At 72.1% G+C, this 21,926-nt stretch carries 24 protein-coding genes; 7 read left to right on the forward strand and 17 right to left on the reverse strand.

The genetic code is table 11. From position 1 onward, the window contains the following. Window positions 1-3 precede the first annotated feature (3 nt). Window positions 4-498 (reverse strand): GbsR/MarR family transcriptional regulator, encoded by a 495-nt coding sequence (locus tag ACWGJB_RS23225; RefSeq protein ID WP_453382033.1) that lies wholly within the window; start codon window positions 496-498, stop codon window positions 4-6. A 74-nt stretch (window positions 499-572) separates the two neighbouring features. On the opposite strand from ACWGJB_RS23225, the gene ACWGJB_RS23230 reads away from it, so the two are divergent. Further along, window positions 573-1,472: an ABC transporter ATP-binding protein gene (locus tag ACWGJB_RS23230; protein ID WP_453382034.1), complete on the forward strand. Its 900-nt coding sequence runs from the start codon at window positions 573-575 to the stop codon at window positions 1,470-1,472. Continuing rightward, window positions 1,469-3,067 (forward strand): ABC transporter permease, encoded by a 1,599-nt coding sequence (locus ACWGJB_RS23235; RefSeq protein ID WP_453382035.1) that lies wholly within the window; start codon window positions 1,469-1,471, stop codon window positions 3,065-3,067. The genes ACWGJB_RS23230 and ACWGJB_RS23235 overlap by 4 nt, the downstream gene beginning before the upstream one ends. Before the next feature lie 10 nt (window positions 3,068-3,077). Here the strand turns inward: ACWGJB_RS23235 and ACWGJB_RS23240 are convergent, their stop codons facing one another. The 3 genes from ACWGJB_RS23240 to ACWGJB_RS23250 all read right to left on the reverse strand — a co-directional run bounded on the left by ACWGJB_RS23240 (window position 3,078) and on the right by ACWGJB_RS23250 (window position 5,487). Continuing rightward, window positions 3,078-3,671 (reverse strand): Uma2 family endonuclease, encoded by a 594-nt coding sequence (locus ACWGJB_RS23240; RefSeq protein WP_453382036.1) that lies wholly within the window; start codon window positions 3,669-3,671, stop codon window positions 3,078-3,080. 87 nt (window positions 3,672-3,758) lie between these two features. Continuing rightward, window positions 3,759-4,964 carry a cytochrome P450 gene (locus ACWGJB_RS23245; RefSeq protein ID WP_453382037.1) on the reverse strand — a complete coding sequence of 402 codons (1,206 nt, stop codon included), beginning with the start codon at window positions 4,962-4,964 and terminating at the stop codon, window positions 3,759-3,761. 52 nt (window positions 4,965-5,016) lie between these two features. Next, window positions 5,017-5,487, reverse strand: coding sequence for an RICIN domain-containing protein (locus tag ACWGJB_RS23250; RefSeq protein WP_453382038.1), 471 nt, complete (start codon window positions 5,485-5,487; stop codon window positions 5,017-5,019). Between the two features lie 193 nt (window positions 5,488-5,680). Between ACWGJB_RS23250 and ACWGJB_RS23255 the strand changes: the two genes are divergently transcribed. Further along, window positions 5,681-6,421: a GntR family transcriptional regulator gene (locus ACWGJB_RS23255; RefSeq protein WP_453382039.1), complete on the forward strand. Its 741-nt coding sequence runs from the start codon at window positions 5,681-5,683 to the stop codon at window positions 6,419-6,421. 3 nt (window positions 6,422-6,424) lie between these two features. Next, window positions 6,425-7,648 (forward strand): MFS transporter, encoded by a 1,224-nt coding sequence (locus ACWGJB_RS23260; protein WP_453382040.1) that lies wholly within the window; start codon window positions 6,425-6,427, stop codon window positions 7,646-7,648. Here the strand turns inward: ACWGJB_RS23260 and ACWGJB_RS23265 are convergent. Then, window positions 7,626-7,808, reverse strand: a complete 183-nt coding sequence (locus tag ACWGJB_RS23265; protein ID WP_453382041.1) for a DUF397 domain-containing protein — start codon at window positions 7,806-7,808, stop codon at window positions 7,626-7,628. The two genes, ACWGJB_RS23260 and ACWGJB_RS23265, sit on opposite strands and share 23 nt — an antisense overlap. Continuing rightward, window positions 7,808-8,581, reverse strand: a complete 774-nt coding sequence (locus ACWGJB_RS23270; protein ID WP_453382042.1) for a DUF5753 domain-containing protein — start codon at window positions 8,579-8,581, stop codon at window positions 7,808-7,810. The genes ACWGJB_RS23265 and ACWGJB_RS23270 overlap by 1 nt, the downstream gene beginning before the upstream one ends. 302 nt (window positions 8,582-8,883) lie before the next feature. Here ACWGJB_RS23270 and ACWGJB_RS23275 point away from each other — a divergent pair, with 302 nt between their 5' ends. Then, a complete protein-coding gene (locus tag ACWGJB_RS23275) occupies window positions 8,884-9,300 on the forward strand; it encodes an ATP-binding protein (RefSeq protein WP_453382043.1) in 417 nt (138 codons plus the stop codon). A gap of 5 nt (window positions 9,301-9,305) precedes the next feature. On the opposite strand, the gene ACWGJB_RS23280 is transcribed toward ACWGJB_RS23275, so the two are convergent. Next, on the reverse strand, window positions 9,306-9,494 hold the full coding sequence (locus tag ACWGJB_RS23280; RefSeq protein ID WP_453382044.1) for a hypothetical protein: 189 nt from the start codon (window positions 9,492-9,494) through the stop codon (window positions 9,306-9,308). An 88-nt stretch (window positions 9,495-9,582) separates the two neighbouring features. On the opposite strand from ACWGJB_RS23280, the gene ACWGJB_RS23285 reads away from it, so the two are divergent. Continuing rightward, complete coding sequence (locus tag ACWGJB_RS23285; RefSeq protein WP_453382045.1) at window positions 9,583-10,113, forward strand: GNAT family N-acetyltransferase; 531 nt, start codon at window positions 9,583-9,585, stop codon at window positions 10,111-10,113. Here the strand turns inward: ACWGJB_RS23285 and ACWGJB_RS23290 are convergent. From ACWGJB_RS23290 to ACWGJB_RS23335, 10 genes are all read right to left on the reverse strand, one after another. Further along, window positions 10,110-10,775, reverse strand: coding sequence for a response regulator (locus ACWGJB_RS23290; protein ID WP_453382046.1), 666 nt, complete (start codon window positions 10,773-10,775; stop codon window positions 10,110-10,112). The genes ACWGJB_RS23285 and ACWGJB_RS23290 overlap by 4 nt on opposite strands. Next, on the reverse strand, window positions 10,772-12,136 hold the full coding sequence (locus ACWGJB_RS23295) for a sensor histidine kinase (RefSeq protein ID WP_453382047.1): 1,365 nt from the start codon (window positions 12,134-12,136) through the stop codon (window positions 10,772-10,774). The genes ACWGJB_RS23290 and ACWGJB_RS23295 overlap by 4 nt, the downstream gene beginning before the upstream one ends. Window positions 12,137-12,266: 130 nt before the next feature. Then, window positions 12,267-12,956 carry a response regulator gene (locus tag ACWGJB_RS23300; RefSeq protein WP_453382048.1) on the reverse strand — a complete coding sequence of 230 codons (690 nt, stop codon included), beginning with the start codon at window positions 12,954-12,956 and terminating at the stop codon, window positions 12,267-12,269. Then, window positions 12,953-14,368, reverse strand: a complete 1,416-nt coding sequence (locus ACWGJB_RS23305; protein WP_453382049.1) for a sensor histidine kinase — start codon at window positions 14,366-14,368, stop codon at window positions 12,953-12,955. Before ACWGJB_RS23305 ends, ACWGJB_RS23300 begins: the two co-directional genes overlap by 4 nt. Further along, entirely contained in the window at window positions 14,361-15,614 is a 1,254-nt protein-coding gene (locus ACWGJB_RS23310) for an acyltransferase family protein (RefSeq protein ID WP_453382050.1), read from the reverse strand. Before ACWGJB_RS23310 ends, ACWGJB_RS23305 begins: the two co-directional genes overlap by 8 nt. Further along, window positions 15,607-16,617: an alpha/beta hydrolase gene (locus tag ACWGJB_RS23315; RefSeq protein ID WP_453382051.1), complete on the reverse strand. Its 1,011-nt coding sequence runs from the start codon at window positions 16,615-16,617 to the stop codon at window positions 15,607-15,609. The genes ACWGJB_RS23310 and ACWGJB_RS23315 overlap by 8 nt, the downstream gene beginning before the upstream one ends. Window positions 16,618-16,879: 262 nt before the next feature. Further along, window positions 16,880-17,755 (reverse strand): alpha/beta hydrolase, encoded by an 876-nt coding sequence (locus ACWGJB_RS23320; protein WP_453382052.1) that lies wholly within the window; start codon window positions 17,753-17,755, stop codon window positions 16,880-16,882. Window positions 17,756-17,946: 191 nt separating this feature from the next. Continuing rightward, window positions 17,947-19,128, reverse strand: coding sequence for a kynureninase (gene kynU, locus ACWGJB_RS23325; protein WP_453382053.1), 1,182 nt, complete (start codon window positions 19,126-19,128; stop codon window positions 17,947-17,949). Beyond that, window positions 19,121-19,966 (reverse strand): tryptophan 2,3-dioxygenase family protein, encoded by an 846-nt coding sequence (locus ACWGJB_RS23330; protein ID WP_453382054.1) that lies wholly within the window; start codon window positions 19,964-19,966, stop codon window positions 19,121-19,123. The genes kynU and ACWGJB_RS23330 overlap by 8 nt, the downstream gene beginning before the upstream one ends. Window positions 19,967-20,166: 200 nt before the next feature. Beyond that, window positions 20,167-21,354, reverse strand: a complete 1,188-nt coding sequence (locus ACWGJB_RS23335; RefSeq protein WP_453382055.1) for a M23 family metallopeptidase — start codon at window positions 21,352-21,354, stop codon at window positions 20,167-20,169. A gap of 91 nt (window positions 21,355-21,445) precedes the next feature. Between ACWGJB_RS23335 and ACWGJB_RS23340 the strand changes: the two genes are divergently transcribed. After that, window positions 21,446-21,865 (forward strand): DUF3151 domain-containing protein, encoded by a 420-nt coding sequence (locus ACWGJB_RS23340; protein WP_453382056.1) that lies wholly within the window; start codon window positions 21,446-21,448, stop codon window positions 21,863-21,865. Window positions 21,866-21,926 lie beyond the last annotated feature (61 nt).

The raw sequence follows: 21,926 nt of genomic DNA on the forward strand, positions 1-21,926 counted from the left end.
GTTTCACTCCCGCCCGAAGAGCTCGTCCCGGTGCACCCGCCAGCGCTCCATCATCGCCGCGATCTCCCCGTCCACGAACTCGAAGAACGCGAGCGTCTCGGCCATCCGCCGCCCCGCCGGGGTGTCGGCGCCGAGGCTGCCCACGCCCTCCCGCAGCGCGCCCTCCCACCGCTTGATCACGGCTTCCCGGCTGGTGAGGGCCTCGTACCACTGGTTGCTGTGCACCCGGTACCGCTCCCGCCGGGACCCCGGCTCCCGCTCGCGCGCGACCATGTGCTGCTGGGCCAGATAGCGCACCCCGCCGGACACCGCCGCCGGGCTGACCTGCAACTGCTCCCCCAGTTCCGCCGAGGTCAGGGTGCCCGAGTCGGACGACAACAGGGCCGCGAAGATCCGGGCCGGCATGCGCTGCATCCCGGCCTCGACGAGCTGTGCCGCGAAGCTCTCGACGAACTTCGAGACGGCCTCCTGATCGCGCCCCATCGCATCCGTAGTCATGGTCACCAGCCTAGCGGGGGTTTCTACACTTCCTTAACTTCACAATTTTCTGAAGACAGCGTACGTTCTGAACCATGACGAAGGCAATCACGGTCGCCGGGCTCCACAAGTCCTTCGGCCGCACCCACGCCCTGGACGGCCTCGACCTGGACGTCGAGGCCGGCGAGGTGCACGGCTTCCTCGGCCCCAACGGCGCCGGGAAGTCCACCACCATCCGGGTCCTGCTCGGCCTGCTGCGCCCCGACTCCGGCGCCGCGCAGATCCTCGGCCGCGACCCCTGGAAGGACGCCGTGGCGGTGCACCGCAGGATCGCCTACGTCCCCGGAGACGTGACCCTCTGGCGCAACCTCTCGGGCGGCGAGGTCATCGACCTCTACGGCCGGCTGCGCGGCGGCAGCCTCGACGCCCGCCGCCGGGCCGATCTGCTCGAGCGCTTCGAACTGGACCCCACCAAGAAGGGCCGCACCTACAGCAAGGGCAACCGGCAGAAGGTCGCCCTGGTCGCCGCGTTCGCCTCGGACGTGGACCTGCTGATCCTGGACGAGCCGACCTCCGGCCTGGACCCCCTGATGGAGGAGGTCTTCCGGCGCTGCGTGGAGGAGGAGCGCGACCGCGGCCGTACGATCCTGCTCTCCTCCCACATCCTGAGCGAGGTCGAGGAACTCTGCGACCGCGTCAGCATCATCCGTAACGGCCGTACGGTCGAGTCCGGTTCACTCGCCGACCTGCGCCATCTCACCCGGACCAGCGTGACCGCCGAACTCGCCGGCCCGCCCGACGGGTTGGCCCGTCTCCCCGGCGTGCACGACCTCGACATCCAGGGCCACCGGATCCGCCTCCAGGTCGACACCGAGCAACTCACCGCCGTGCTGCGCTCGTTGAGCGAGACCGGCGTACGCTCCCTGACCTCCACCCCGCCCACCCTGGAAGAACTCTTCATGCGCCACTACCAGGACGAGGCGGCCGCCCGATGACCACCCTCACGGGCACCGGCACCCTGCTGCGCTTCGCGCTGCGCCGCGACCGCGTGACGACACCGGTCTGGATCGCGGTGAACGCGCTGATGGTCCTCTCCATGCCGAACACGCTGAAGACCCTGTACGGCACGGAGTCCGAACGCACCCACCTCGTCAGCCAGTTGCAGACCAACGCCTCCTTCCGCGCCCTGATCGGCCCGCTCTACGACACCTCGCTCGGCGGTCTGACGGCATGGCGGGTGGGCGTGTACGCCGGTGCCCTCGCGGCCGTCACCAGCCTGCTCGTCGTCGTACGCCACACCCGCGAGGAGGAGGAGACCGGCCGCGCCGAGCTGATGGCGTCCGGCGCGGTGGGCCGCCGGGCGTCGCTGACGGCGGCCCTGCTGGCGGCGGCCGTGGCGAACGGGGTGCTGGCCCTGCTGATCACGGCGGGCCTGGCGGGACAGGGGGTCGCCGGGGCGCTGTCCTTCGGGCTCGGCCTGGCCGGCACCGGCATGGTCTTCGCGACGGCGGCGGCGATCGCGGCGCAGCTGACCGAGAGCGCGCGGCTGGCCAGGGGCCTGACGTCGGCGGTGCTGGGAGCGGCCTTCGTGCTGCGCGCGGCGGGCGACTCGGCGAGCGGCGGGGGTACCTCCCAGGCCTCCAGCACGGGGGGAGGGTCGTCACCGCTGACCTGGCTGTCGCCGCTGGGCTGGCTGGAGAATCTGCGGCCCTTCGCCGCCGAACGCTGGTGGGTGCTGGCGCTGTTCACGGCCGCGGTGCTGGCGCAGGCCGGGGTGGCCTACGTCCTGGCCGGCCGCCGTGACCTGGGGATGAGCTTCTTCCCCGCCCGCCCGGGCCCGGCCACCGGCGGCCTCGGCTCCGCCGCCGCGCTCGCCTGGCGGCTCCAGCGGGGCGGGGTGCTCGGCTGGTCGCTCGGTTTCTTCCTGGCGGGCGTGGTCTTCGGCGGGCTGGCGGAGGGCGCGGCCGATCTGGTCGGCGACAACGAGAACGCCCGGGACATCTTCGAGCGGATGGGTGGCCAGAGCGGGGTGACGAACGCGTTCCTCGCCTCGATGGTCGGGATCCTGGGGCTGATCGCCGCGCTGTACGTCGTGGCGTCGGTCCTCCGGCTGAACGGCGAGGAGACCGCGGGCCGCGCCGAACCGCTGCTGGCCTGTGCGGTGGGCCGGCTGCGCTGGGCGGCCGGCCACCTCACGATCGCCTTCGGCGGCTCGGCCCTGATCATGCTGCTGGCAGGACTGGGCTTCGCGGTCGGCTACGGCAGGGAGGCGAGCCCGGTGCTGGGCGCCTGCCTGGTCCAGCTCCCGGCGGTCTGGGTGATCGGCGGACTGGCGCTGCTGCTGTACGGGGTAGCGCCCCGGCTGGCCCCGGCGGCCTGGGGAGTGGCGGTGGCGGTCCTGCTGGTCGGCTGGGTGGGCCCGGCCCTGAACGCCCCCCGACTCGTCCTGGACCTCTCCCCCTTCGGCCACCTGCCGAAGCTGCCGGGCGGGGGGATGGAGTGGGGGCCGGTACTGATCCTGCTCGGGCTGGCCGTGGTCTTGGCGTCCGCCGGGCTGGCGGGGCTGAGACGCCGGGACATGACCGGCTGACAGCAGCCTCTCAGTCGACGTACTGCTTGAGTTCCTCGGTGTCGAGGTCGATACCGACGGGGTCGGGAAGAGTGACCTTGCCCCCGAGCTTCACCACGTGGATGTCCCGGTATCCGTCCTCCGGGTCGGGGTTGCTGTGCACGAGGACCGAGAGGTTGTCGCGGTCGATGAGCAAGTAGACCGGGATACCTGCCTCGGCGTAGGCGCGGGGTTTCTCGACCCGGTCCCGGTTGTGCGTGTCCGAGTCGTACGACGTGACCTCGACGACCATCAACACCCCCCGGGTTTCAGCCCAGTCCCCCTGCCCCGCGAAGTGCCCCACGGGTGCGAGGGCCCCATCGGGCCGGGCCCGGCCCCGGCGGTACGCCTCCACTTTCAGCCCCTGCGTCGGGTTGAGATCGAGCTCCGGCCGAGCCTGCATGCACTGGCGGATCAACCACATGATGATCGAGCCGTGGTCGCCGTTCGTCACCTTCTTGACCCCGATCCGTCCGTCGATGAATTCGAGCCTGACGGTGTCGTCCACGCGCTCGGCGAATTCTGCGATTCGATCGAACACGTCCACCGACATCTGGGACGAGGTGCGCTCTGCCATAACCGTCATGGTGCCTCCCTTCGCAGGCAGGCACCAGCTTGACCCGACACTCGCGACCGGCCGTCGGAATCGGTCAGTGATCAGCCGAACGGGTGATCACTCGACGCTGACGCTCAACCCTTCCAACCCCCTGATCACGAAGTTCGGCTTCCGGTGCGACTCCGCGGCCAGGCTCAGCGTCGGGGCCTTCTCCAGCAGGGCCGTCATCGAGGCCGCCAGCTCGATGCGGGCCAGCGGGGCGCCGATGCAGTAGTGGATGCCGGCGCTGAAGGAGATGTGGGGATTGTCGCGGCGGGTCAGGTCGAGTTCCCCGGGGTGGTCGAACACGTCGGGGTCGTGGTTGGCGGAGCCGAAGAGCATCGCGATCTCCGCGCCCCTCGGGATCGTCGTGCCGTCGATCTCGACCTCGTCCAGCACCCAGCGTTCGAAGAGCTGGAGCGGGGTGTCGTAGCGCATCAGCTCCTCGACGGCGGTGGGGACCAGGGAGTGGTCGGCGCGGAGGGCGGCGAGCTCGGCGGGGTTGCGGAAGAGGGCGTACCAGCCGTTGACCGTGGCGTTGACGGTCGCCTCGTGGCCGGCGTTGAGGAGCAGGACGGCCGTGGAGATCATCTCCTGCTCGGTGAGCCGGTCGCCCTCGTCGTGCGCCGCGATCAGCCCGGAGATCAGGTCCTCGCCCGGCTCCGTGCGCCGCTCGGCGATCAGCCCGCGCAGGTAGTCGGAGAACTCCACCGAGGCCCGGACGGCCTTCGCGGCCGTGTCCTGCGAGGGGTTCAGCTCGTACATTCCGCAGATGTCCGCCGACCAGGGCCGCAGCGGGGCCCGGTCCGCATCCGGGATGCCCAGCATCTCGGCGATGACGGCGACCGGCAGCGGTTCGGCGACGTCGGCGAGCAGGTCGCCGCCGCCCCGGTGGACCAGGTCGTCGACGAGTTCGCCGGCGAGTTTCGCCACGTACGGTTTGAGCCGCTCGACGGTGCGCGGGGTGAACGCCTTCGACACCAGGCGGCGGATGCGGGTGTGGTCCGGGGGTTCCAGGTCGAGCATGCCGTGGTCGTTGAGCGTGTGGAACGGCTCGTGCTCCGGCGGCGGTGCGGTCCGCCCGAAGTCCTCGTGGCTGAACCGGTGCTGGTACGCCCGCCCCAGCCGCCGGTCCCGCAGCAGCGCCGAGACGTCGGCGTGATGCGGGACCAGCCACTGGTCGGTGGGCTCGTAGTACTGCACCCGGCCCCGGGAGCGGAGCTCGGCGTAGGCGGGGTACGGGTCGGCGAGGAAGTCCGGGTCCCAGGGGTCGAAGGCTGCCATGGACGGACGTTAGACCGCCGGTCCCCCTCCTGACCAGGGGTCTCTCAGGGGCCTACGGGTTGGGCAGGGTCCACCACTGCCAGGTGTTGGAGCCGCAGTCGCGGAGGTTGATCCCCGCGTGCTCGCGCTGGTCGCCGTTGTTCTGGATGCTCAGGCACTGGCTGTTGACGTCCGTGCGCAGCCAGCCGCCGTCCTTGTACCAGCGCTGGTTGGCCAGTCCGTGGCAGTCGCCGACGACCTGGGCCGCGGCGTTGACCTCGCCGTTCCTCACGTCGAGACAGTGCTGCTCGGCGCCGTTGACGAGCTTCTTGCCCGCCCAGTACCAGAGCTGGTTGCCGGTACCCGCGTTGCAGGTCTGCACCTCGACGTTGTCGCCGTTGGAGGCCAGGCACTTGCCGTTCAGCTGCGTGGTGATCTGGAAGTACTGCGGCACCGCGGTCGCCCGGACCGGCAGAGCGGTGACGAGGAGGGGGACGGCGGTCAGCGCGAGCGCGGTCAGGCCGTGCTCCAGGGGCTTGATCATGTCTCTTGATGTAGCCGGATCCGGTCCCACGCCGACAGGCCCTGAGCAGCGGCTTCACCCGACTGGCGGAGCGGTTTCACCGGCCTTGAGGTGATCGTCGCGGGGGCCACCGAGCGTGGTGCTGCTCCAGTAGCCTGCGGCGCGGGCAGTAGCTTGCCGACTCCGTCCGGAACGAGCAGCGGAGGAGCCGCGCATGCCCCGAGAGGCGCCCTATTTGACCACGGCCGAGGCGCTGCGCGCACGGCTCGCCGCGGGTGAGTGGCAGGTCGGACAGCGCCTGCCGTCGCGGGCGCGGCTCGCCGAGGAGTACGGCGTCGGGCGCAACGTCGTACAGCGGTCGGTGGACCTGCTGATCGCCGACGGGCTGCTGGAGGGGCGCGCGGGTTCGGGGACGTTCGTCCGGGTGCCGCGGGAGCGCCTGCGGATGGTCCGGGCCCGGCGCCGCGAACGCTCGCTCGCCGCCGTGACGGAGCGGGGCCGGGCCCGTGCCTGGGACGCGCACAGCGACGTACGGGTCCCGGCCCCCGAGGACATCGCGGAGCGGCTGGCCGTCTCCCCCGGCGATCTCTGCGTCCGAACCCACTACGAGTTCCTCGCCGACGGCCGGCCCGTCCAGCTCTCCGAGTCCTGGGAGCCGCTGGCCCTCACGGGCGGCACCCCGATCGTGCTGCCCGAGCAGGGGCCGCTGGCGGGCAAGGGGGTGGTCGAGCGGATGCGGTCGATCGGCGTGGACGTCGAGACGGTGGTGGAACTGCCGCGCCCGGCCCGGGCCGACCGCACGCAGGCGAACCTGCTCGGCATCGGCGTCGGCGACCTCGTGCTCCGGATCGAGCGAACCATCTACGACACGGGCGGGCGGCCGGTGGAGACCGCCGACATCGTCGTCCCGGACATCCGCCGTGAGGTCGTCTACGAGTTCGCGGTCGAGCGGTAGTCGATGAGTCTCATATCCGCCCGGCTCGGGCTGCTGCGTGACCCGGACTTCGGCCGCCTCTTCGCCGCCACCGCCCTCGGCCAACTCGGCGATCGCATCGTCTTCCTGGCCCTGCCGCTGGTCGCGATCGTGGCGCTGGACGCCGACGAGTTCCAGGTCGGCCTGCTGACCGCGACGACCACGGCCGGCTCCCTGCTCGTCGGGCTGCCGGCGGGGGCGTGGCTGGACCGGGTGCGGAAGCGGCCGGTGATGATCGGTGCCGACCTCGCGCGGGCGCTGGTCCTGCTGACGGTCCCGGCGGCCTGGTGGGCGGACCTGCTCACCTTCTGGTGGCTGTGCGCGGTCGCACTGGTCCACGGCGTGCTGACCGTCTTCTTCGACGTCGCCTACGTCAGTTACCTCCCGCACCTGGTGGGCCGCGACCGCCTGGTCGAGGGGAACGCGAAGCTCTCGGCGATCCGCTCGGTGACCGGCATCGGCGGGCCCGCGGTGGCCGGTCCCCTGGTCGGCGCGGTCGGCGCCCCCGCCACGCTGGTGGCGAGTGCGGCCGGGATGGCCCTGTCAGGGCTCGTCGCGAGCGGTGTCCGGCGGCGGGAACAGCGGCCGCGGGCGGGCGAACGCCCCCGGCTGGGGCGGGACATCGCAGACGGCCTGCGGTTCGTTCTCGGGCATCCCACCCTGCGCGCCCTCGTCCTCGGCGACGCGATGTTCAACCTCTTCCTGGTCATGTACCAGGCCATGCTGCTGGTCCGGCTGGAGCGGGCGATCGGGCTCTCGCCCTTCGGTATCGGCCTCGTGCTGTCGGGCATGGGATGCGGTGCGCTGCTGGGCGCGCTGCTGGCGACCAGGGTCTCGGCCCGGCTCGGGCAGGGCCCGGTCATCCGGCTCGCGCCGCTGGTCACGTGTCCGCCGACCGGGCTGATGGAGTTGGCGCGCCCCGGCTGGAGCGTATGGGTGGCCGCGGTCGGGCTCGCGGCGCTGTCCCTGGGCGGGGTCGTCCGTGTGGTGGCGCAGTCGAGCCTCCAGCAGGCCCTGACCCCGGACGGGCTGCTGGGCCGGATGAACGCGACCGCCCGCTTCGTGTCCTGGGGCGGCGTTCCGCTGGGCGGCCTCCTGGGCGGCGCCTCGGGCTCGCTGTTCGGAGCGGCGCCCACGCTGTGGATCGGCACGGCCGGAATGACACTGAGCGCCCTGCCGAACCTGCTCAACCGTCCGACGGGGCCTTGAGGTACTCGATGAGGGCGGCGAAGGCCGGGGCCGGGAAGGAGAGGGTCGCGCGGGTGGGGGCTTTGGAGTCGCGGACGGCTATGTGGGTGGGAGTGGCCGCAATTTCGACACAGGCGTCGCCGTCGCCTCCGCCGGAGTAGGTGGACTTCCGCCAGCTCATCACAGCTCCTTGGCCAGTCGGTGGATGAAGTCACGCGACGCGGTGGGGTCCAGCGACGCTGACCGCACCCTACGGAAGAGCGTACGAAGCTGCTCCAGTCGCGGCTGCTCATCGATATACCGCGCGCCTGTGGGGGCATCCCTGAGGGCTGTGTCCAACTGGTGTACCGGACCGCCCAGGTACAGCATCGAGGCCCCGGCGCCCGCGAAGTGTTCGCGCTCCACGGGGATGACACGCACAGTCACCTGGCCCGCCTCGATCTTGTCCAGGATGAACCGGAGTTGAGTCAGCGATGCCTGGCGGTCGGACACATGCACCCGCAAGGCGAACTCGTGGACGATCGTCTCGTACGGGGTCGGGCCATCGCGCTCGATGACAGCGCGGCGCTGCATACGGTGCTCCGCCCTGAGGGCCACCTCTTCCTCGGACAGGCCCGGATTCGTGTAGCCGAACACCGAGCGGGCGTATTCGGCGGTCTGCAGCAGCCCCGGGACGTAGTGGATCACAACCTCGTGCAAGTACGCCGCATGATGCTCGGCCTCGGCTCCGTCGAGGAATGTCTGGGGAAGGACATCCCGGTAGTCCTCCCACCAGCCGCGCGTGCGGTCGGTCGCCATTGCGACCAACGCCTCGATGAGGGGCTCGTCCGTGCAGGCGTAGTTGGCGGCGAGGCGGCGCACACGCTTGGCGCTCACCCCTACGACGCCGGACTCGATCTGGCTCATCTGGACGGCGTCTGCCTCCAGCAGGCCGGCCGCCTCCTTGGCCGTCATGCCCGTAGCCTCGCGCAGTTTTCGCAGCTCGGCGCCCAGCCTCACCCTTCGGGCCGTGAGATGCCTCTTCGGCGGCAACCGGCGCCTCCTCGTTCCAACTTCCCCGTGGACATACCTCGTTCGAGGGCCAGAATACGGCAGCGGGTTGCACTTTCCTAAGTCTAGGAAATACCGTCGGTGATGCGACGCACACGCTGCGATACCCCGGGACCCCGGAAGCGCACCGCTCCGCCCTGCCACGGCGGCTGCGGCAATGCCACCGCCCGACGACCGCACCCCCCACCACCAAACGGAGTTCACGCATGCCCGAAGGCGACTCCTGGGAGTACTCCCTCTACGTCCCCAGCGACCCCCGATCCGTCACGGTCTGCCGCCGTACCCTCCGCCTGATCCTCACCCTGCACGGCCTGATCACACTGGTCGACACAGCCGAACTCCTCGCGACGGAACTGGTCTCCAACGCCGTACGGCACACAAAGGGTCCGGTGGCCCTGAGGGTGCGCTACGCGGGCGGGGTGCTGCGAGTCGGCGCGTGGGACGCGGATCCTGAACCCCCCGTCTTCCCGGGCGGATCCGAGGCCTTTGCCGATCCCGCCGAAGAAGACGGCGGCAGAGGACTCGCCCTCGTCCGGGCCTGCTCCGACTTGTGGGGCTGGCAGCCGCTGTCCAGGTTCGGCAACCGGGGCAAGTACGTGTGGTGCGAACTCGGCTCGGCGTGAGCCGCCTACGCGGCGCTCAGGAAGTGAAACGCCGAGTCGGCACGGGTTCCGGGTGCTCGGCGGGCTGCCAGTCGCGCCGGCCGCCCACGGCCGAACATGACGATCGCTCCGGCCATCACGAGGGCGGCCCCGACGGTCGCCCACACCGCGCTGATCGACACCGCCGCCCAGCGCGCGGCGGTCGCGGCGAGCACGGCGAGCGTGCTTATGGCATGTGCGTCCCGGTTCGGCCCCGGAGAAAAGGGATTGCTCCGGGAACAGAGGTCACGTTGGCTGGGCAGCGTGACCGAACTGCGTACCGATATCCTCGTCCTGCGCCGATGGCGTGACTCCGACCTCGAACCGTGGGCGGCGATGAACGCCGACCCCGAGGTGCGGGAGCACTTGGGTGACCTGCTCACCCGCGAACAGAGCGATGCCTCCGTGGCGAGGTTCCAGGCCGAGTTCGACCGGCGGGGCTACGGATGGTGGGCGGTCGAGGTGCGGGCAACCGGCGAGTTCATCGGCTTCGCGGGCCTGGACGAAGTGGACGACGACATGCCGTTCACAGGGGTGGAGATCGGCTGGCGGCTCGCCCGTCCTGCCTGGGGCCACGGCTACGCCACCGAGGCCGCGCTGACCGTCCTGGCCCACGGCTTCGACACCCTTGCGCTTCCCGAGATCCTCGCCGTCACCACGGCCACCAACCTCCGTTCGCAGGCGGTGATGCGCCGGATCGGCATGACCCGGGACCCCGCCGACGACTTCGACGACCCCACCGAGCCCGACGGGCCACTGCGTCCGAACGTGCTGTACCGCATCGCCCCGCGCTAGCCCGGTGTCACCAGCCGTGCCTCGTAGGCGAAGACCGCCGCCTGGGTGCGGTCCCTGAGGCCCAGCTTCACCAGGATGCGGCTGACATGGGTCTTGATGGTCGACTCGGCCACCACCAGGCGTTCGGCGATCTCCGCGTTCGAGAGGCCCTGGGCGATGAGGACCAGGACCTCCGTCTCGCGGTCGGTGAGGTCACCGTAGGCCGCATGGGCCGTGGGCATCAGACGCGGGGTGCCGGAGAGCTTGGAGAACTCCGTGATCAGGCGCTTGGTGACCGAGGGGGCGAGCAGGGCCTCGCCCGCCGCCACCACCCGCACTCCGTCCGCCAGTTGCCTGGCCGAGGCGTCCTTCAGGAGGAAGCCGGAGGCTCCGGCGCGCAGGGCCTGGTAGACGTACTCGTCCAGGTCGAAGGTGGTCAGGACCAGGACCTTGGCCGTGCTGTCGACGGCCACGATCTCCCTCGTCGCCTCGATGCCGTTCAGCTCGGGCATCCGGATGTCCATCAGGACCACGTCGGGGGCGAGTTCACGGACGCGGTCCACCGCCTCACGGCCGTTGACCGCCTCGCCGACGACCTCGATGTCCGGCATCGCGTTCAGCAGGACCGAGAAGCCCTCGCGCACCATCATCTGGTCGTCCGCGATCACTACGCGGATGGTCATGCGTCACCTTCGGTAGGGGGGACGGCCGGCAGGAAGACCGTCACCTCGTAGCCTCCCTCGGCCGTCGGGGCCGCTGTCATCTCGCCGTTCAGCATCGACACGCGCTCCCGCATGCCCGTGATGCCGTGGCCGGCGCCGGGAGAGGGCTTCAGGAGGGCCGGCTGGGGCGGAGGCCCGTTGACTATGCGCAGGCCGAGGCCGCCGATGACGTATCCGATCTCCACCCGGGCGGGAGCACCCGGCGCGTGGCGCAGGGTGTTGCTGAGAGCCTCCTGGACGATCCGGTAAGCCGACAGCTCCACGCCCTGCGGGAGTTCACGGACCGCGCCGGTCACCCCCTTGTCGACGGTCAGGCCCGCCTCCCGCACGTTGGCGAGCAGCGCGTCCAGGTCGGCGAGGGTGGGCTGCGGGGCGTCGGGGGCCTCGTAGTCCTCGGCGCGGACCACACCCAGGACGCGGCGCAGCTCGGTGAGCGCCGCCACCGCGTTCTCCCGGATCGTGACGAACGCCTTCTCCAGCTCCGGCGGCGGGTTCTCGACCCGGTACGGGGCCGCTTCCGCCTGAATGGCCACGACGGACATGTGGTGGGCCACCACGTCGTGCAGTTCGCGGGCGATCGTGGTGCGCTCTTCGAGGAGCGTGCGCCGGGACCGCTCGTGCGCCGTCTCCGACTGCTGTGCGGTCACCGTCTGTTCGGCCTCCCGGCGGATCTGCCGGACGGTGACGGTCAGCAGGGCTATCGCGGAGACGACCAGCATCGAGCCGACGTCGTTGGTGTAGTGGCCCCCGCCTAGAACCGAGACGAACGAGAAGCCGTAGGCCGCGGTGATCGCCCACATCCAGGCCGCCGTGCGCGGACGGGTGCGGACCGCGACGACCGTGAGCACCACCAGGTGGGAGATGAAGTTGCCCGTTGTCCACGGCCAGTCGTCCCAGGAATTGTCCAGCAGGGTGCCGGCCCAGCTCGCGACGAGCGACAGCCAGAAGGCGGCGACCGGTCGCGCCAGCGTGAGCAGCACCGGCGCCACCACGATCAGGCCCGCCAGCAGGCCCCCGGCCGATCCCAGCGGGCGGTCCGCGACGGCCGCCAGCAGCGCCACCGCGCCCGCCGCGGCCACCGCGAGATGCGGGGTCCAGACCGCGTACTCCCGCATGCGGCCGGACAGGCGGCGGATGCGCGGACCGTCGCTGCTCAGCGGGGGCAACGGCCGGTAGGCGAAGGCGTCGTGGAACAGGTCCTGCCGCAGCCTGCGCAGGGCGTCCATCGCGGCCCGGATCTCCGGGCTGCGCGGCTTGTACGGCTCGAACGCGCCGTCCGGTGGCTCCGATGGCATCGTGTGCGTCTGGGTCGTCTCGGTCACGTACACGACGGTATGCGGCGGGCAGGGTCGCCGTCGTCACCAGTGAGACGGGTCCTGCGGCATCATTCTCAGGTACTACGAGGGTCACTGCAGGGCTCCGACCGGAACGTCACCACAGGGTTCCGGGCCGTCAGTATCCCGACGGCCGTACCAGCCCCGACTCGTAGGCGAACACCGCTGCCTGGGTGCGGTCCCTGAGGCCCAGCTTCACCAGGATGCGGCCCACATGGGTCTTCACGGTCTGCTCGGCGACGACCAGCCGCTCGGCGATCTCCGCGTTCGACAGCCCCTGCGCGATCAGCGCGAGGACCTCCGTCTCGCGCTCGGTCAGATCGCCGACGCGCGTCTTCAGCGGGGCACGCACCCCGCCGCCGTCCAGCTGGGAGAACTGGGCGATCAGCCGACGGGTGACGCCGGGCGCGAGCAGCGCGTCGCCGGCCGCCACCACCCGGACCGCCTCGGCGAGCTGGTCCGCGGACGCGTCCTTGAGCAGGAACCCGGACGCCCCGGCCCGCAACGCCTCGTACACGTACTCGTCCAGGTCGAAGGTGGTCAGCACCAGCACCTTGATGTCGGGGCGTTCGCCGACGATCCGGCGGGTGGCCTCGATGCCGTCGAGCTCGGGCATGCGGATGTCCATGAGGACGACGTCCGGCGTGAGTTCGGCGACCTTCACCACGGCTTCCAGCCCGTCCACGGCCTGGCCGACCACCTCGATGCCGGGCTGGGCGTTCAGCAGCACGGTGAAGCCCTGCCGGACCATCTGCTGGTCGTCGGCGATGACCACGCGGATGGGGCTGCTGCCATTGCTGCTCGTCATGCGCGGCCGTCCTTCGAATCAAGGGCAGGGATGGTGCCGGTGCGATCGGTGGCACCGGGCAGGATGCCGGGGGTGCGGCGGGGCGCCAGGGCCGCGTCGGTACCGGCCGGGAGCCGTGCGAAGACCTGGTAGCCGCCGTCCGGCCGGGGTTCCGCCGTCAGCGCGCCGCCCAGCATCGCCGCCCGCTCCCGCATGCCGAGCAGTCCGTGCCCGGCACCCGGCGACGGCGGAGCGGGCCGGGTCGGCCGGGTGTTGCCGACCCCCACCAGCAGTCCGTACGACATGTACTCGATCTCTACATGGGCGGTGGCCCCCGGCGCGTGCCGCAGGACGTTGCTCAGGGCCTCCTGCACGATCCGGTACGCCGACAGCTCCACGCCCGGCGGCAGCGGGCGGCTGTCGCCGACGATCCGCGCGGTGACCGTCAGACCAGCCGCCCTGGTGTTCTCGACCAGCGCGTCCAGCCGGTCCAGGGTCGGCTGCGGGCTGTGCGGGCCGACGCCGGCGCCGTCGGGCACGCCCTCGTCGGGGCTCTCCGCGCGCAGGACGCCCAGGACTCTGCGCAGTTCGGTCAGTGCCTCCAGGGCGTTGTGCCGGATGCCGTCGAGGTTCTCGCGCAGTTCGTCCGACGGGTTCTCCACCAGGTGGGGGGCGACCTGGGCCTGGATGGAGATGACGGACATGTGGTGGGCCACCACGTCGTGCAGTTCGCGCGCGATACGGCTGCGCTCCTCCAGCAGGGTGCGCCGGGCCCGCTCCTCGGCGGTCAGCGTGGCCTGGTGGCTGAGCTCCGCGCGTGCCTCGCGGCGGCCGCGCAGCGCCGCCCCGAACGGGATGACCAGCGCGGACAGGGCGATGGTCACCACCGCGGTGGACACGTGCGGTCGCGCGCCCAGCTGTCCCTCCAGGAAGAAGGTGACGAGCGCGGTCAGCACCAGCGCCTCGACGGCCACCCGGAACCGGACCCGTAGCGCGAGGAGCAGCAGGACCAGCAACTGCGCGATGATCCCGGACACCGTCCACGGCCAGGCGAACCGCATTCCCGGCGGCGTGTCCAGCCGGTCGAGCAACGCGACGGCGCCCACCAGCATGCCGCCCGTCGACAGCCACCACGCCGGGATCGGCCGCGACATGGCGAGGACGACCGCGCCGCCCTGCGAGAGCGCGATCAGGAAGGCGCCGCCGAAGCCCAGACGCCCGTGGTTCTGCAGCTCGGCGAGGCCGCCGAACGTGATGCCGACCGCCGCCAGCCACAGCACCCCGTGCGGCAGCCAGCGCAGCCACACCGAGGGGGGCAGAGGGTCCGCCCGGACGGTCCACAGGTCGTCGCGCAGGATCCGCAGCCCGAGCAGGACGCGGCCCGCGAACGCCCGCCGGCTCCCCGTTTCCGTCTCGCCGGCCAGCCTAGACACGACGGGCTCCGATCGGTGTCGCCTGATCGGACGAGTGGTGGTCCGTGACGATGTGCGGGCGGGTGGTGCCCGGCCGGGAGACGGCGACACGCGAGCGGGTGCGGGAGCGGTGTGGCGGGCCAGGACGCTCGTACGTGTGGAACGCCGCCCAGCAGACGCCGAGGGTCAAGGCGAAGACCGGGAGCCACATCAGGCGGGCCGCGGCCCAGGCGAGGTGGTCGGGGGGCGTGTGGAGGCCGGGAAGCGTGCCGAACAGGAGGCCGGTGGCGGTGGTCGCCATCAGGGCCGTCTGGTGCCAGAGGAAGATCGTCATCGCGGAGAGGTTCACCAGGGCCACCGCCGCCCAGGCGAGCGGGCGGCGCATCGTACGACGCAGCCGCTCGCGCAGGAGCAGGGCCAGGCCGCACTGGGCCAGGCCGAAGGTGACGGCGGCCAGCGTGGGCGGGTTGAGGTTGGAGACGGACGCGCCGGGGACGCCGACCATCGAGGCCGGATAGCCCGCGCACGCGACGAGCCCGGCCGTCGCCGCCGTACCGCCGACGAGCAGGACCCAGCCGGCGCGTGGCCGGTCCAGTTCACCGCGGGTCCAGGCGGCGCCCAGGGTGTACGGCACCAGCCAGCCCGCCGCCAGGTTCACCCAGCCGAGGGCGGCCGGAGCGCCGAAGCCGAAACGGAGAAGGTCCACATGAAGGACGACGGCCAGCGGCCACAGGGGGTTGAGCCGGGCGACCAGCGGAGTGGCCGCCGTGAGCGCCGCGAAGACCACCAGGAACCAGAGCGGGGACAGGGCGAGTTTGACGAGGGTGTGGACGGTGGTGACGTCGGTGCCGGAGAGCAGGAGGGCGGTGGTCGCGATCGTCCAGAGGGTCAGGACCGCGGCGACCGGCTTGAAGAGACGGGACAGCCGGGACTTCAGCCAACGGTGGTAGGGGGTGCCGTCGGCCTGGGCGGTGATGTGGCTGCGGGTTGCCACATGACCGCCGACCAGGAAGAACACCGCCAGGGTCTGGAAGATCCAGGAGATCGGGGCCAGCCAGGGCAGTTGCTGGAGGGGGCTGCTGGTGTGCAGCCTGCCGCCGTCCGCCACCAGCGCCGTGACCAGCCAGTGGCCGAGCACCACACCGAGGATGGCGAACGCGCGGAGGGCGTCCACGGCGCGGTCCCGGTCGGGTGGGGTGGCGGTGTCGATGCGGTGGGCGAGAAGGCGTATACGGTTCGGGAGGCGGGGTGGCGGTGACTCAGGCACGGGTGACCTCCGTGGTCTCGCCGAGGACGATCCGGGCGAGGTTGGCCAGAGAGACCGAGCCCGGGGTGAAGTAGTCGCTGTGGCCGCCGGGGCCCGCCGCGAAGACGCGGGCGCCGAAGGCCGGGGACACGGGGTCGGTGCCGAAGCCGACGGTCGTGCCGAAGAGGTCGGCGGTGACGTGCGGAACCTCGGCTATCCAGTCGCCGGCGCCTCGGGCCGCCCAGACGCGGGCGGACGTGCGCAGGGCTCTGACCGAGTCGGCGCCGGTGCCGGGACTGCCGATCAGCGCGATGTCGGTGACACCGAGGCCGGTGAGGGCGGGGGCGGTGCGCGCGCAGACCACCGTGCCGTAGGAGTGGCAGAGGAGGGAGATCGCCGCCGGCCCGGGGGCGGTGAGGGTGTGCAGTTCACGGATGAACTCGCGCAGGTGCGGGGCGGCCTGGTCGGCCCGGCCCGGAGTGAGGACGGTGGTGCTGATCGTGGCGGGGGTCCGGTAGCCGAGCCAGGCGACGACGGCGGTCCGGGTCCGTGGGTGCCCGTGGGCGAGGCGCCGGTAGAGGGACTCGGCCGCGCTGTGGAAGCGGGCGTAGGTGTCGAGGGTGGTGTCGGAGCCGGGGACGAGGACGGCGACGCGGCCCGCGTGCGCCAGGTCGCCGAAGACCTCGGTGGCCTGGCCGGTGCCGCGGGCGTCGAAGCGGAGGAGACGGCGGGAGGGGGAGGCGAGGGCGCGGTCGGCGGCGGCGCGGGAGAGGTCGCCGTGGGCGGCGGCCATGCGGGCGGCTTCGGCGGCGTTCTCGCGGTTGGCCTGGTAGGCGGTGGTGACGGCGCCCGGGGTGAGGGGTGCGGAGAGGGCGGCCGGTGCCGGAGCCGGGATCCGGGGCTGGGTGGCCGCCGAGAGGGGCAGGACCACGGCCGCGGTGAGGAGGGCGGCGAGCGTGGTGCGGCGCAGCCTGTGACGCCAGTCCCCGCACCCCCGGACAGACCTCTCCCGCTCCCCTGTCATGGTCGGCCCCTCCCCGTTCAGTTCGCCCGGCCGTCGGGCTTGTCTGATCGGGAAATTACGGAGCGGGCGACGTCGTTCGCGTCCCGCCAGAGAACTCACCTGGCGGGTAGCTCTCAGGTACTACGGGTATGTGGGGGAGACTCAGGAGCAGGTCGTCACGAGGCCTGCCGAGCCCGGCAGTTCGGCCCGACACAGGAGGTCGACCGAGCCCGGCAGGTCAGCCGAGGCCGGCAGGTCAGCCCGAACACGGGGTCGGCCGGGTTCAGTACGCCAGTTGGGCGATCTCCTCCGCCACCACCGCGCACGCGTCCGCCGCCGGGTCGATGAGCGGGAAGTGGCCGACGTCCTCCAGCAGCGTCAGGCCCGCCACCTCGCCCGCCTTCGCCGACGCCTCGGCGTAGGCCTCGGCGACCGCCTGCGGGACGACGTTGTCCGTGCGGCCCTGGACCAGGGTGGTCGCGATGCCGGTGGGGAGCAGCAGCGCCGGGTCGGCATAGCGCTGCCGGTCGGTGAACTGGTCGCTTCCGCCGAGGAGTTGGAGCGCCGCATGACCGCAGACCTCAAGCTTCTCCGCCACCGCGAAGTCCGCGATCGGGGCCAGCGCCACCACGCCCCGCAGCGGCGCCGGGCCGGACGTGCGCCATGCGGCGTCCGCCGGGAGGACGTGCCGGGCCGCGGCCCACAGCGCCAGGTGGCCGCCGGCCGAGTGACCGGTGAGGACGGTGCGGCGCAGGTCCGCCTGGGGCAGGGCCTCGCGGGCCAGCGCGGGCAGGGCGTCCAGCGCCGCCGCGATGTCGTCGAAGGTGTCCGGCCAGCGGCCGGCCACCGGGGCCGAGCCGCCCTGCTCGGGAAGGACCGCGCCGCGCCGGTACTCGACGTTGGCGACCGCGAAGCCGCGCCGGGCCAGGAAGTCGGCGAAGGGGGTGATGTGGCCGCGGTCGTACGGTGCCCGCCACGCGCCTCCGTGCAGGACCACGACCAGCGGGGCCATGGTCTCGTCACCGCGCGGGACGTAGAAGTCGATGACCTGGTCGGGGTGATCGCCGTAGGCCGCCGTGGCGTCGGGTCCGACGTGCGGGTGCGAGAAGGCCGACTCCTCCTCGGCGGCGGCCCGTTCTGCTGCGGCGTCGTCCGGCATGCTCAACCTCTCAGCGGCGTATTGACATTGGCGGACCAGGTGGGGAAAGCGGCCGTTGGCCGGGACGGTATCAGGCCGATGACGTGCGGCGACACGTGGATGTCACGCACGGTGAGGATTACACGGTTCTGTACCGTCCCGGCCTTTCCCAACCGGGTCGTCGTATCCGTATGTCGACTCGCCGCAGGGTGCTACACGGCCTCCGCGAGCACCCGCGCCGCCCGTTCCGCGTCCGCGAAACCGACGTAGAGCGGGGTGAAGCCGAAGCGGAGGACGTCGGGATGCCGGAAGTCCCCGACCACCCCGCGCTCGATCAGCCGTTTCATCACGTCCCCGGCGTCCGGGCAGCGCAGCGCGATCTGGCTGCCGCGCTCCTCGTGCGCCGGCGGGGTCACGCACTCGACGCGGCCCGCCGGCAGGTACGCCTCGACGCACTCCAGGAAGAAGTCCGTCAGGGCCAGGGACTTGGCGCGTACGGCGGCCACCGGCACCTCGTCCCAGACCTCCAGCGCCGCCTCCAGGGCCAGCATGGAGAGGATGTCCGGGGTGCCGACACGGCCGCGCACCGCGCCCGGGGCCGGGGTGTAGGCCGGGCTCATGCCGAACGGCTCGGCGTGCGAGTTCCAGCCGGGCAGCGGCGAGTCGAAGCGGTCCTGGAGGTCGCGGCGGACGTACAGGTACGCGGGTGAACCCGGGCCGCCGTTCAGGTACTTGTAGGTGCAGCCGACCGCCAGGTCGACGCCGTGCTCGTCGAGGCCGACCGGCAGCGCGCCCGCGCTGTGGCACAGGTCCCAGACGGCCACGGCCCCGGCCGCGTGGATCGCGGCGGTGAGGGACGGCAGGTCGTACAGCCGGCCCGTGCGGTAGTCGACGTGGTTGAGCAGGACGGCGGCCGTACGGTCGCTCAGCGCGGTGCGCACGTCCGCCGGCGCCACCGGACGCAGCGTACGGCCGGTGAGCCTGGCCGCCGACTCGGCGATGTAGCCGTCGGTGGGGAAGGTGGTCGCGTCGACCAGGATCTCCGTACGCCCCTCCCCCGCGAGCCGTACCGCACCCACCAGTGCCTTGAAGACATTGACACTTGTGGAGTCGCCGACCACGATCTGGCCGGCCGCCGCGCCGACCAGCGGGGCGATCCGGTCGCCGATCCGCTCCGGCGCCGTCCACCAGCCGCTCTCGTCCCAGGACCGGATGCGCAGCTCGCCCCACTGCCGCCTGACCACGTCCTCGACCCGGCCGGGGACGTGCGCGGGCAGGGCGCCCAGGGAGTTGCCGTCCAGGTAGACAACCTCGTCGAGGACGAAGCGGGAGCGCACCCCGGCGAGCTCGTCCGCCGCGTCCAGTTTCTCCGCCCGCAGGGCCAGTTCAGACATGGGACCTCGCCGTCCACAGCTCCGGGAACACGTTCTTGCGGGCACGCTTCTCCAGCCAGGCGACCCCGGCCGAGCCGCCGGTGCCGGCCTTGGCGCCCATGGCACGGCGGGTGGCGACCAGGTGGTCGTTGCGCCAGCGCCAGACCAGTTCGGCGACGTCGGTCAACGCCTCTCCGAGCCGGGCGAGTTCGGCGTCCCCGTCGCCCGAGTAGACGGTCGTCCAGGCGGCCTCGACGGCGTCCGAGGCGTCGTACCGCCGGGACACGTCACGCTGGAGCACCGCGTCCGGGACCGGGTGTCCGCGGCGCGCGAGGAGCCGTACCACCTCGTCGTAGAGGCTCGGCTCGTACAGGGCCTTCTCCAGTTCCGCGTGGACGCGGGGGGCTCCGCGGTGCGGGACGAGCATGGACGCGGACTTCTCGCCGAGCAGGAACTCCATCCGCCGGTACATCGCCGACTGGAAGCCGGAGCCCTCGCCGAGGGCCGAGCGGTAGGAGTTGAACTGGGCGGGGGTGAGCTGGCCGAGCGGTTTCCAGGAGGCGTTCAGCGCCTCCAGTTCCCGGGTGGAACGCTTCAGCGCGTTGATCGCGGTGGGGATGTCGTCGCCGCGCAGGGCGGTCGCCGCGGTCTCCCACTCGTGGACGAGGACGGTGAACCACAACTCCATGACCTGGGTCGTGACCAGGAAGACCATCTCTCCGGGATCGTCGGAGAGGGTGTGCTGGAGATGGGTGAGCACGTCCGCCTTGACGTAGTCCTCGTACGGCGTGGTGCCGGCGAAGTCGAGATGCGGGGTCTCGGGCTCCGAAGCCTCGTCGGGCTGAGCCTGAAGGGACATCGCTGTCTCCTGTTTGTGTACTCCGGGTAGCGGTCCGCCCCTGCCGTTCTCGACACGGGGGCCCCGGTCCCCACCCGCATCTTCCGCAACGTACCCCGCACACGGCAAGGCCCGCCCGTTGCCAGACGGGCCACACCGGTCACCACCGGCACGGGATCACCCGGTCGGCCGAGCGCCCCGGGCCGCGGGAACCGGCCGGGCTACGACCGCGCGCGGACCGTCCGCCCCCGGTACAGCCGGCCGGGTACGCCGGTGAACTCCAGGTCCAGGCCGACGCCGTCGCGTTCGGCGTGGATGTGCAGGTGGGGTTCGGTGGTGTTGCCGGTGTTGCCGACCTCGCCGAGCGGCTGGCCCGCCCGGACCGTGTCGCCCTCGGTCACCGTGACCGAGCCGGGACGCAGATGGGCGAGCTTGACGATCTCCCGTCCGGTGTCCAGGAAGACGTGGTTGCCGTAGGGCGGCTGGTAGCGGATCTCGCCGGGGTTCTGGTCCCGGACGGTGTCGGCGGCGGAGACCACCCTGCCGTCGCAGGGGGAGCGCACCGGGCGCCCGTAGGCGGCGTACGCGGTCAGCTCGCGGCCCCGCCGGGTACGGGTGCCGTACGGGCCGAGCGCGACCAGGTCGAGGGCGCCGCGCTGCTCGGGCACCCGGGTGTGGTGGTTCAGCAGGCGCCCGCCGCCCTGTACGACGTACCAGGAGCCCTCCAGCGGGAACAGCAGCGGCCGGGACAACGGTGCCCGCCAGCGGTGCAGCCGGGCGGCGCCGACCGGCCATCCGACGGCGGCAAGGAGCAGTGCGCCGACGGCGAGGCGGAGCACACCCTGTCCGGTGGGCAGGCCGGGCAGCCGCCACGCGGACGCGAGGGCCACGGCGGCGCCCGCCTCGACCGTGCGCCGCAGCAGGCGGGGATGCATCGCCGGTGCACCCCAGCCCTCGACGACCACGGAACAGGCGCCGAGGATCGCCAGGTCACCGGTCCAGGCCACGCGATCGGCGGCGGTCCAGAGGGTCAGGCCGTTCCAGAGGACGACCAGACCCACACAGACCGCCCAGGTCAGCGAGGCGGGCAGGCGCGGGCGGCGGCGGGGCGGGGTGTAGCGGGCGCCTTCGATGCGCAGCGCGGTGAGTTCACCGTCCGGGCCCGCCTGGGCCCAGGCCCGCACCCGGCCCGTGCTGCCGGACACGATCAGCCCGTCCGGGCTGTCCGTGACGGTGCCGAACCCGCCGGTCCGGGCGGCCGTGGCGTGCACGATCCGCTCCAGCGTCGCCATCCCGACCGCCTCCGTCACCCGCGGGGCGAGCCGCGGCCACTGCTCCGGGTCCGCGGTGAGGAACCGGGCCAGGGCATGGGCCTCCGGCGGCTGCCCGCCGGGCTTCTGATCACGCACGTGTGCTCCCCCCTTGCCGTCACGTACGGGGCGGCGGTCTGGAAGACGGCAGGACGCGGGGTGAGGTTGCCGTCGGTGGCAGACTGGCGCCATGACGACGCACACGAACCTGCTCGGTGGCCCGGAGCCGACCTATCTGCCCGAGAACGAAGAGGCGTACCGCCTGCTGGGCGACGAGAAGCTGGCTCCGGTCGAGGTGGCGGCCAAGTTCCCGACCTTCTCGCTGGCCTGGGCGCTGCTCGCCGACGACGCCTTCGAGCGCGGCGCGGTGGTCGAGTCGTATGCCTACGCGCGTACCGGCTACCACCGTGGGCTGGACGCCCTGCGCCGCGCCGGGTGGAAGGGACACGGCCCGGTTCCCTGGGACCACCGGGCCAACCGCGGCTTCCTGCGCTGCCTGGCCGCGCTCGGCCGGGCCGCGGGCGAGATCGGCGAGAAGGACGAGTACGAGCGGTGCTGGCAGTTCCTGAAGGACAGCAGCGCGGAGGCGTACGCCGAGCTGAAGGCATAGCGCGCCGCTAGGCGGAGGGCCCCGGCTACCGGCCCTCCGCCTCCGGTCATCGGCCCTTCCG

It is taken from the genome of Streptomyces sp. NPDC054813 (assembly GCF_053611365.1).

Bases quoted from the DNA above. Each gene is read 5' to 3' on its own strand.
- ACWGJB_RS23225 (WP_453382033.1), bottom strand. From the start codon at position 498: ATGACTACGGATGCGATGGGGCGCGATCAGGAGGCCGTCTCGAAGTTC.
- ACWGJB_RS23230 (WP_453382034.1), top strand. From the start codon at position 573: ATGACGAAGGCAATCACGGTCGCCGGGCTCCACAAGTCCTTCGGCCGC.
- ACWGJB_RS23235 (WP_453382035.1), top strand. From the start codon at position 1,469: ATGACCACCCTCACGGGCACCGGCACCCTGCTGCGCTTCGCGCTGCGC.
- ACWGJB_RS23240 (WP_453382036.1), bottom strand. From the start codon at position 3,671: ATGACGGTTATGGCAGAGCGCACCTCGTCCCAGATGTCGGTGGACGTG.
- ACWGJB_RS23245 (WP_453382037.1), bottom strand. From the start codon at position 4,964: ATGGCAGCCTTCGACCCCTGGGACCCGGACTTCCTCGCCGACCCGTAC.
- ACWGJB_RS23250 (WP_453382038.1), bottom strand. From the start codon at position 5,487: ATGATCAAGCCCCTGGAGCACGGCCTGACCGCGCTCGCGCTGACCGCC.
- ACWGJB_RS23255 (WP_453382039.1), top strand. From the start codon at position 5,681: ATGCCCCGAGAGGCGCCCTATTTGACCACGGCCGAGGCGCTGCGCGCA.
- ACWGJB_RS23260 (WP_453382040.1), top strand. From the start codon at position 6,425: ATGAGTCTCATATCCGCCCGGCTCGGGCTGCTGCGTGACCCGGACTTC.
- ACWGJB_RS23265 (WP_453382041.1), bottom strand. From the start codon at position 7,808: ATGAGCTGGCGGAAGTCCACCTACTCCGGCGGAGGCGACGGCGACGCC.
- ACWGJB_RS23270 (WP_453382042.1), bottom strand. From the start codon at position 8,581: ATGACGGCCAAGGAGGCGGCCGGCCTGCTGGAGGCAGACGCCGTCCAG.
- ACWGJB_RS23275 (WP_453382043.1), top strand. From the start codon at position 8,884: ATGCCCGAAGGCGACTCCTGGGAGTACTCCCTCTACGTCCCCAGCGAC.
- ACWGJB_RS23290 (WP_453382046.1), bottom strand. From the start codon at position 10,775: ATGACCATCCGCGTAGTGATCGCGGACGACCAGATGATGGTGCGCGAG.
- ACWGJB_RS23300 (WP_453382048.1), bottom strand. From the start codon at position 12,956: ATGACGAGCAGCAATGGCAGCAGCCCCATCCGCGTGGTCATCGCCGAC.
- ACWGJB_RS23315 (WP_453382051.1), bottom strand. From the start codon at position 16,617: ATGACAGGGGAGCGGGAGAGGTCTGTCCGGGGGTGCGGGGACTGGCGT.
- ACWGJB_RS23320 (WP_453382052.1), bottom strand. From the start codon at position 17,755: ATGCCGGACGACGCCGCAGCAGAACGGGCCGCCGCCGAGGAGGAGTCG.
- kynU (WP_453382053.1), bottom strand. From the start codon at position 19,128: ATGTCTGAACTGGCCCTGCGGGCGGAGAAACTGGACGCGGCGGACGAG.
- ACWGJB_RS23330 (WP_453382054.1), bottom strand. From the start codon at position 19,966: ATGTCCCTTCAGGCTCAGCCCGACGAGGCTTCGGAGCCCGAGACCCCG.
- ACWGJB_RS23340 (WP_453382056.1), top strand. From the start codon at position 21,446: ATGACGACGCACACGAACCTGCTCGGTGGCCCGGAGCCGACCTATCTG.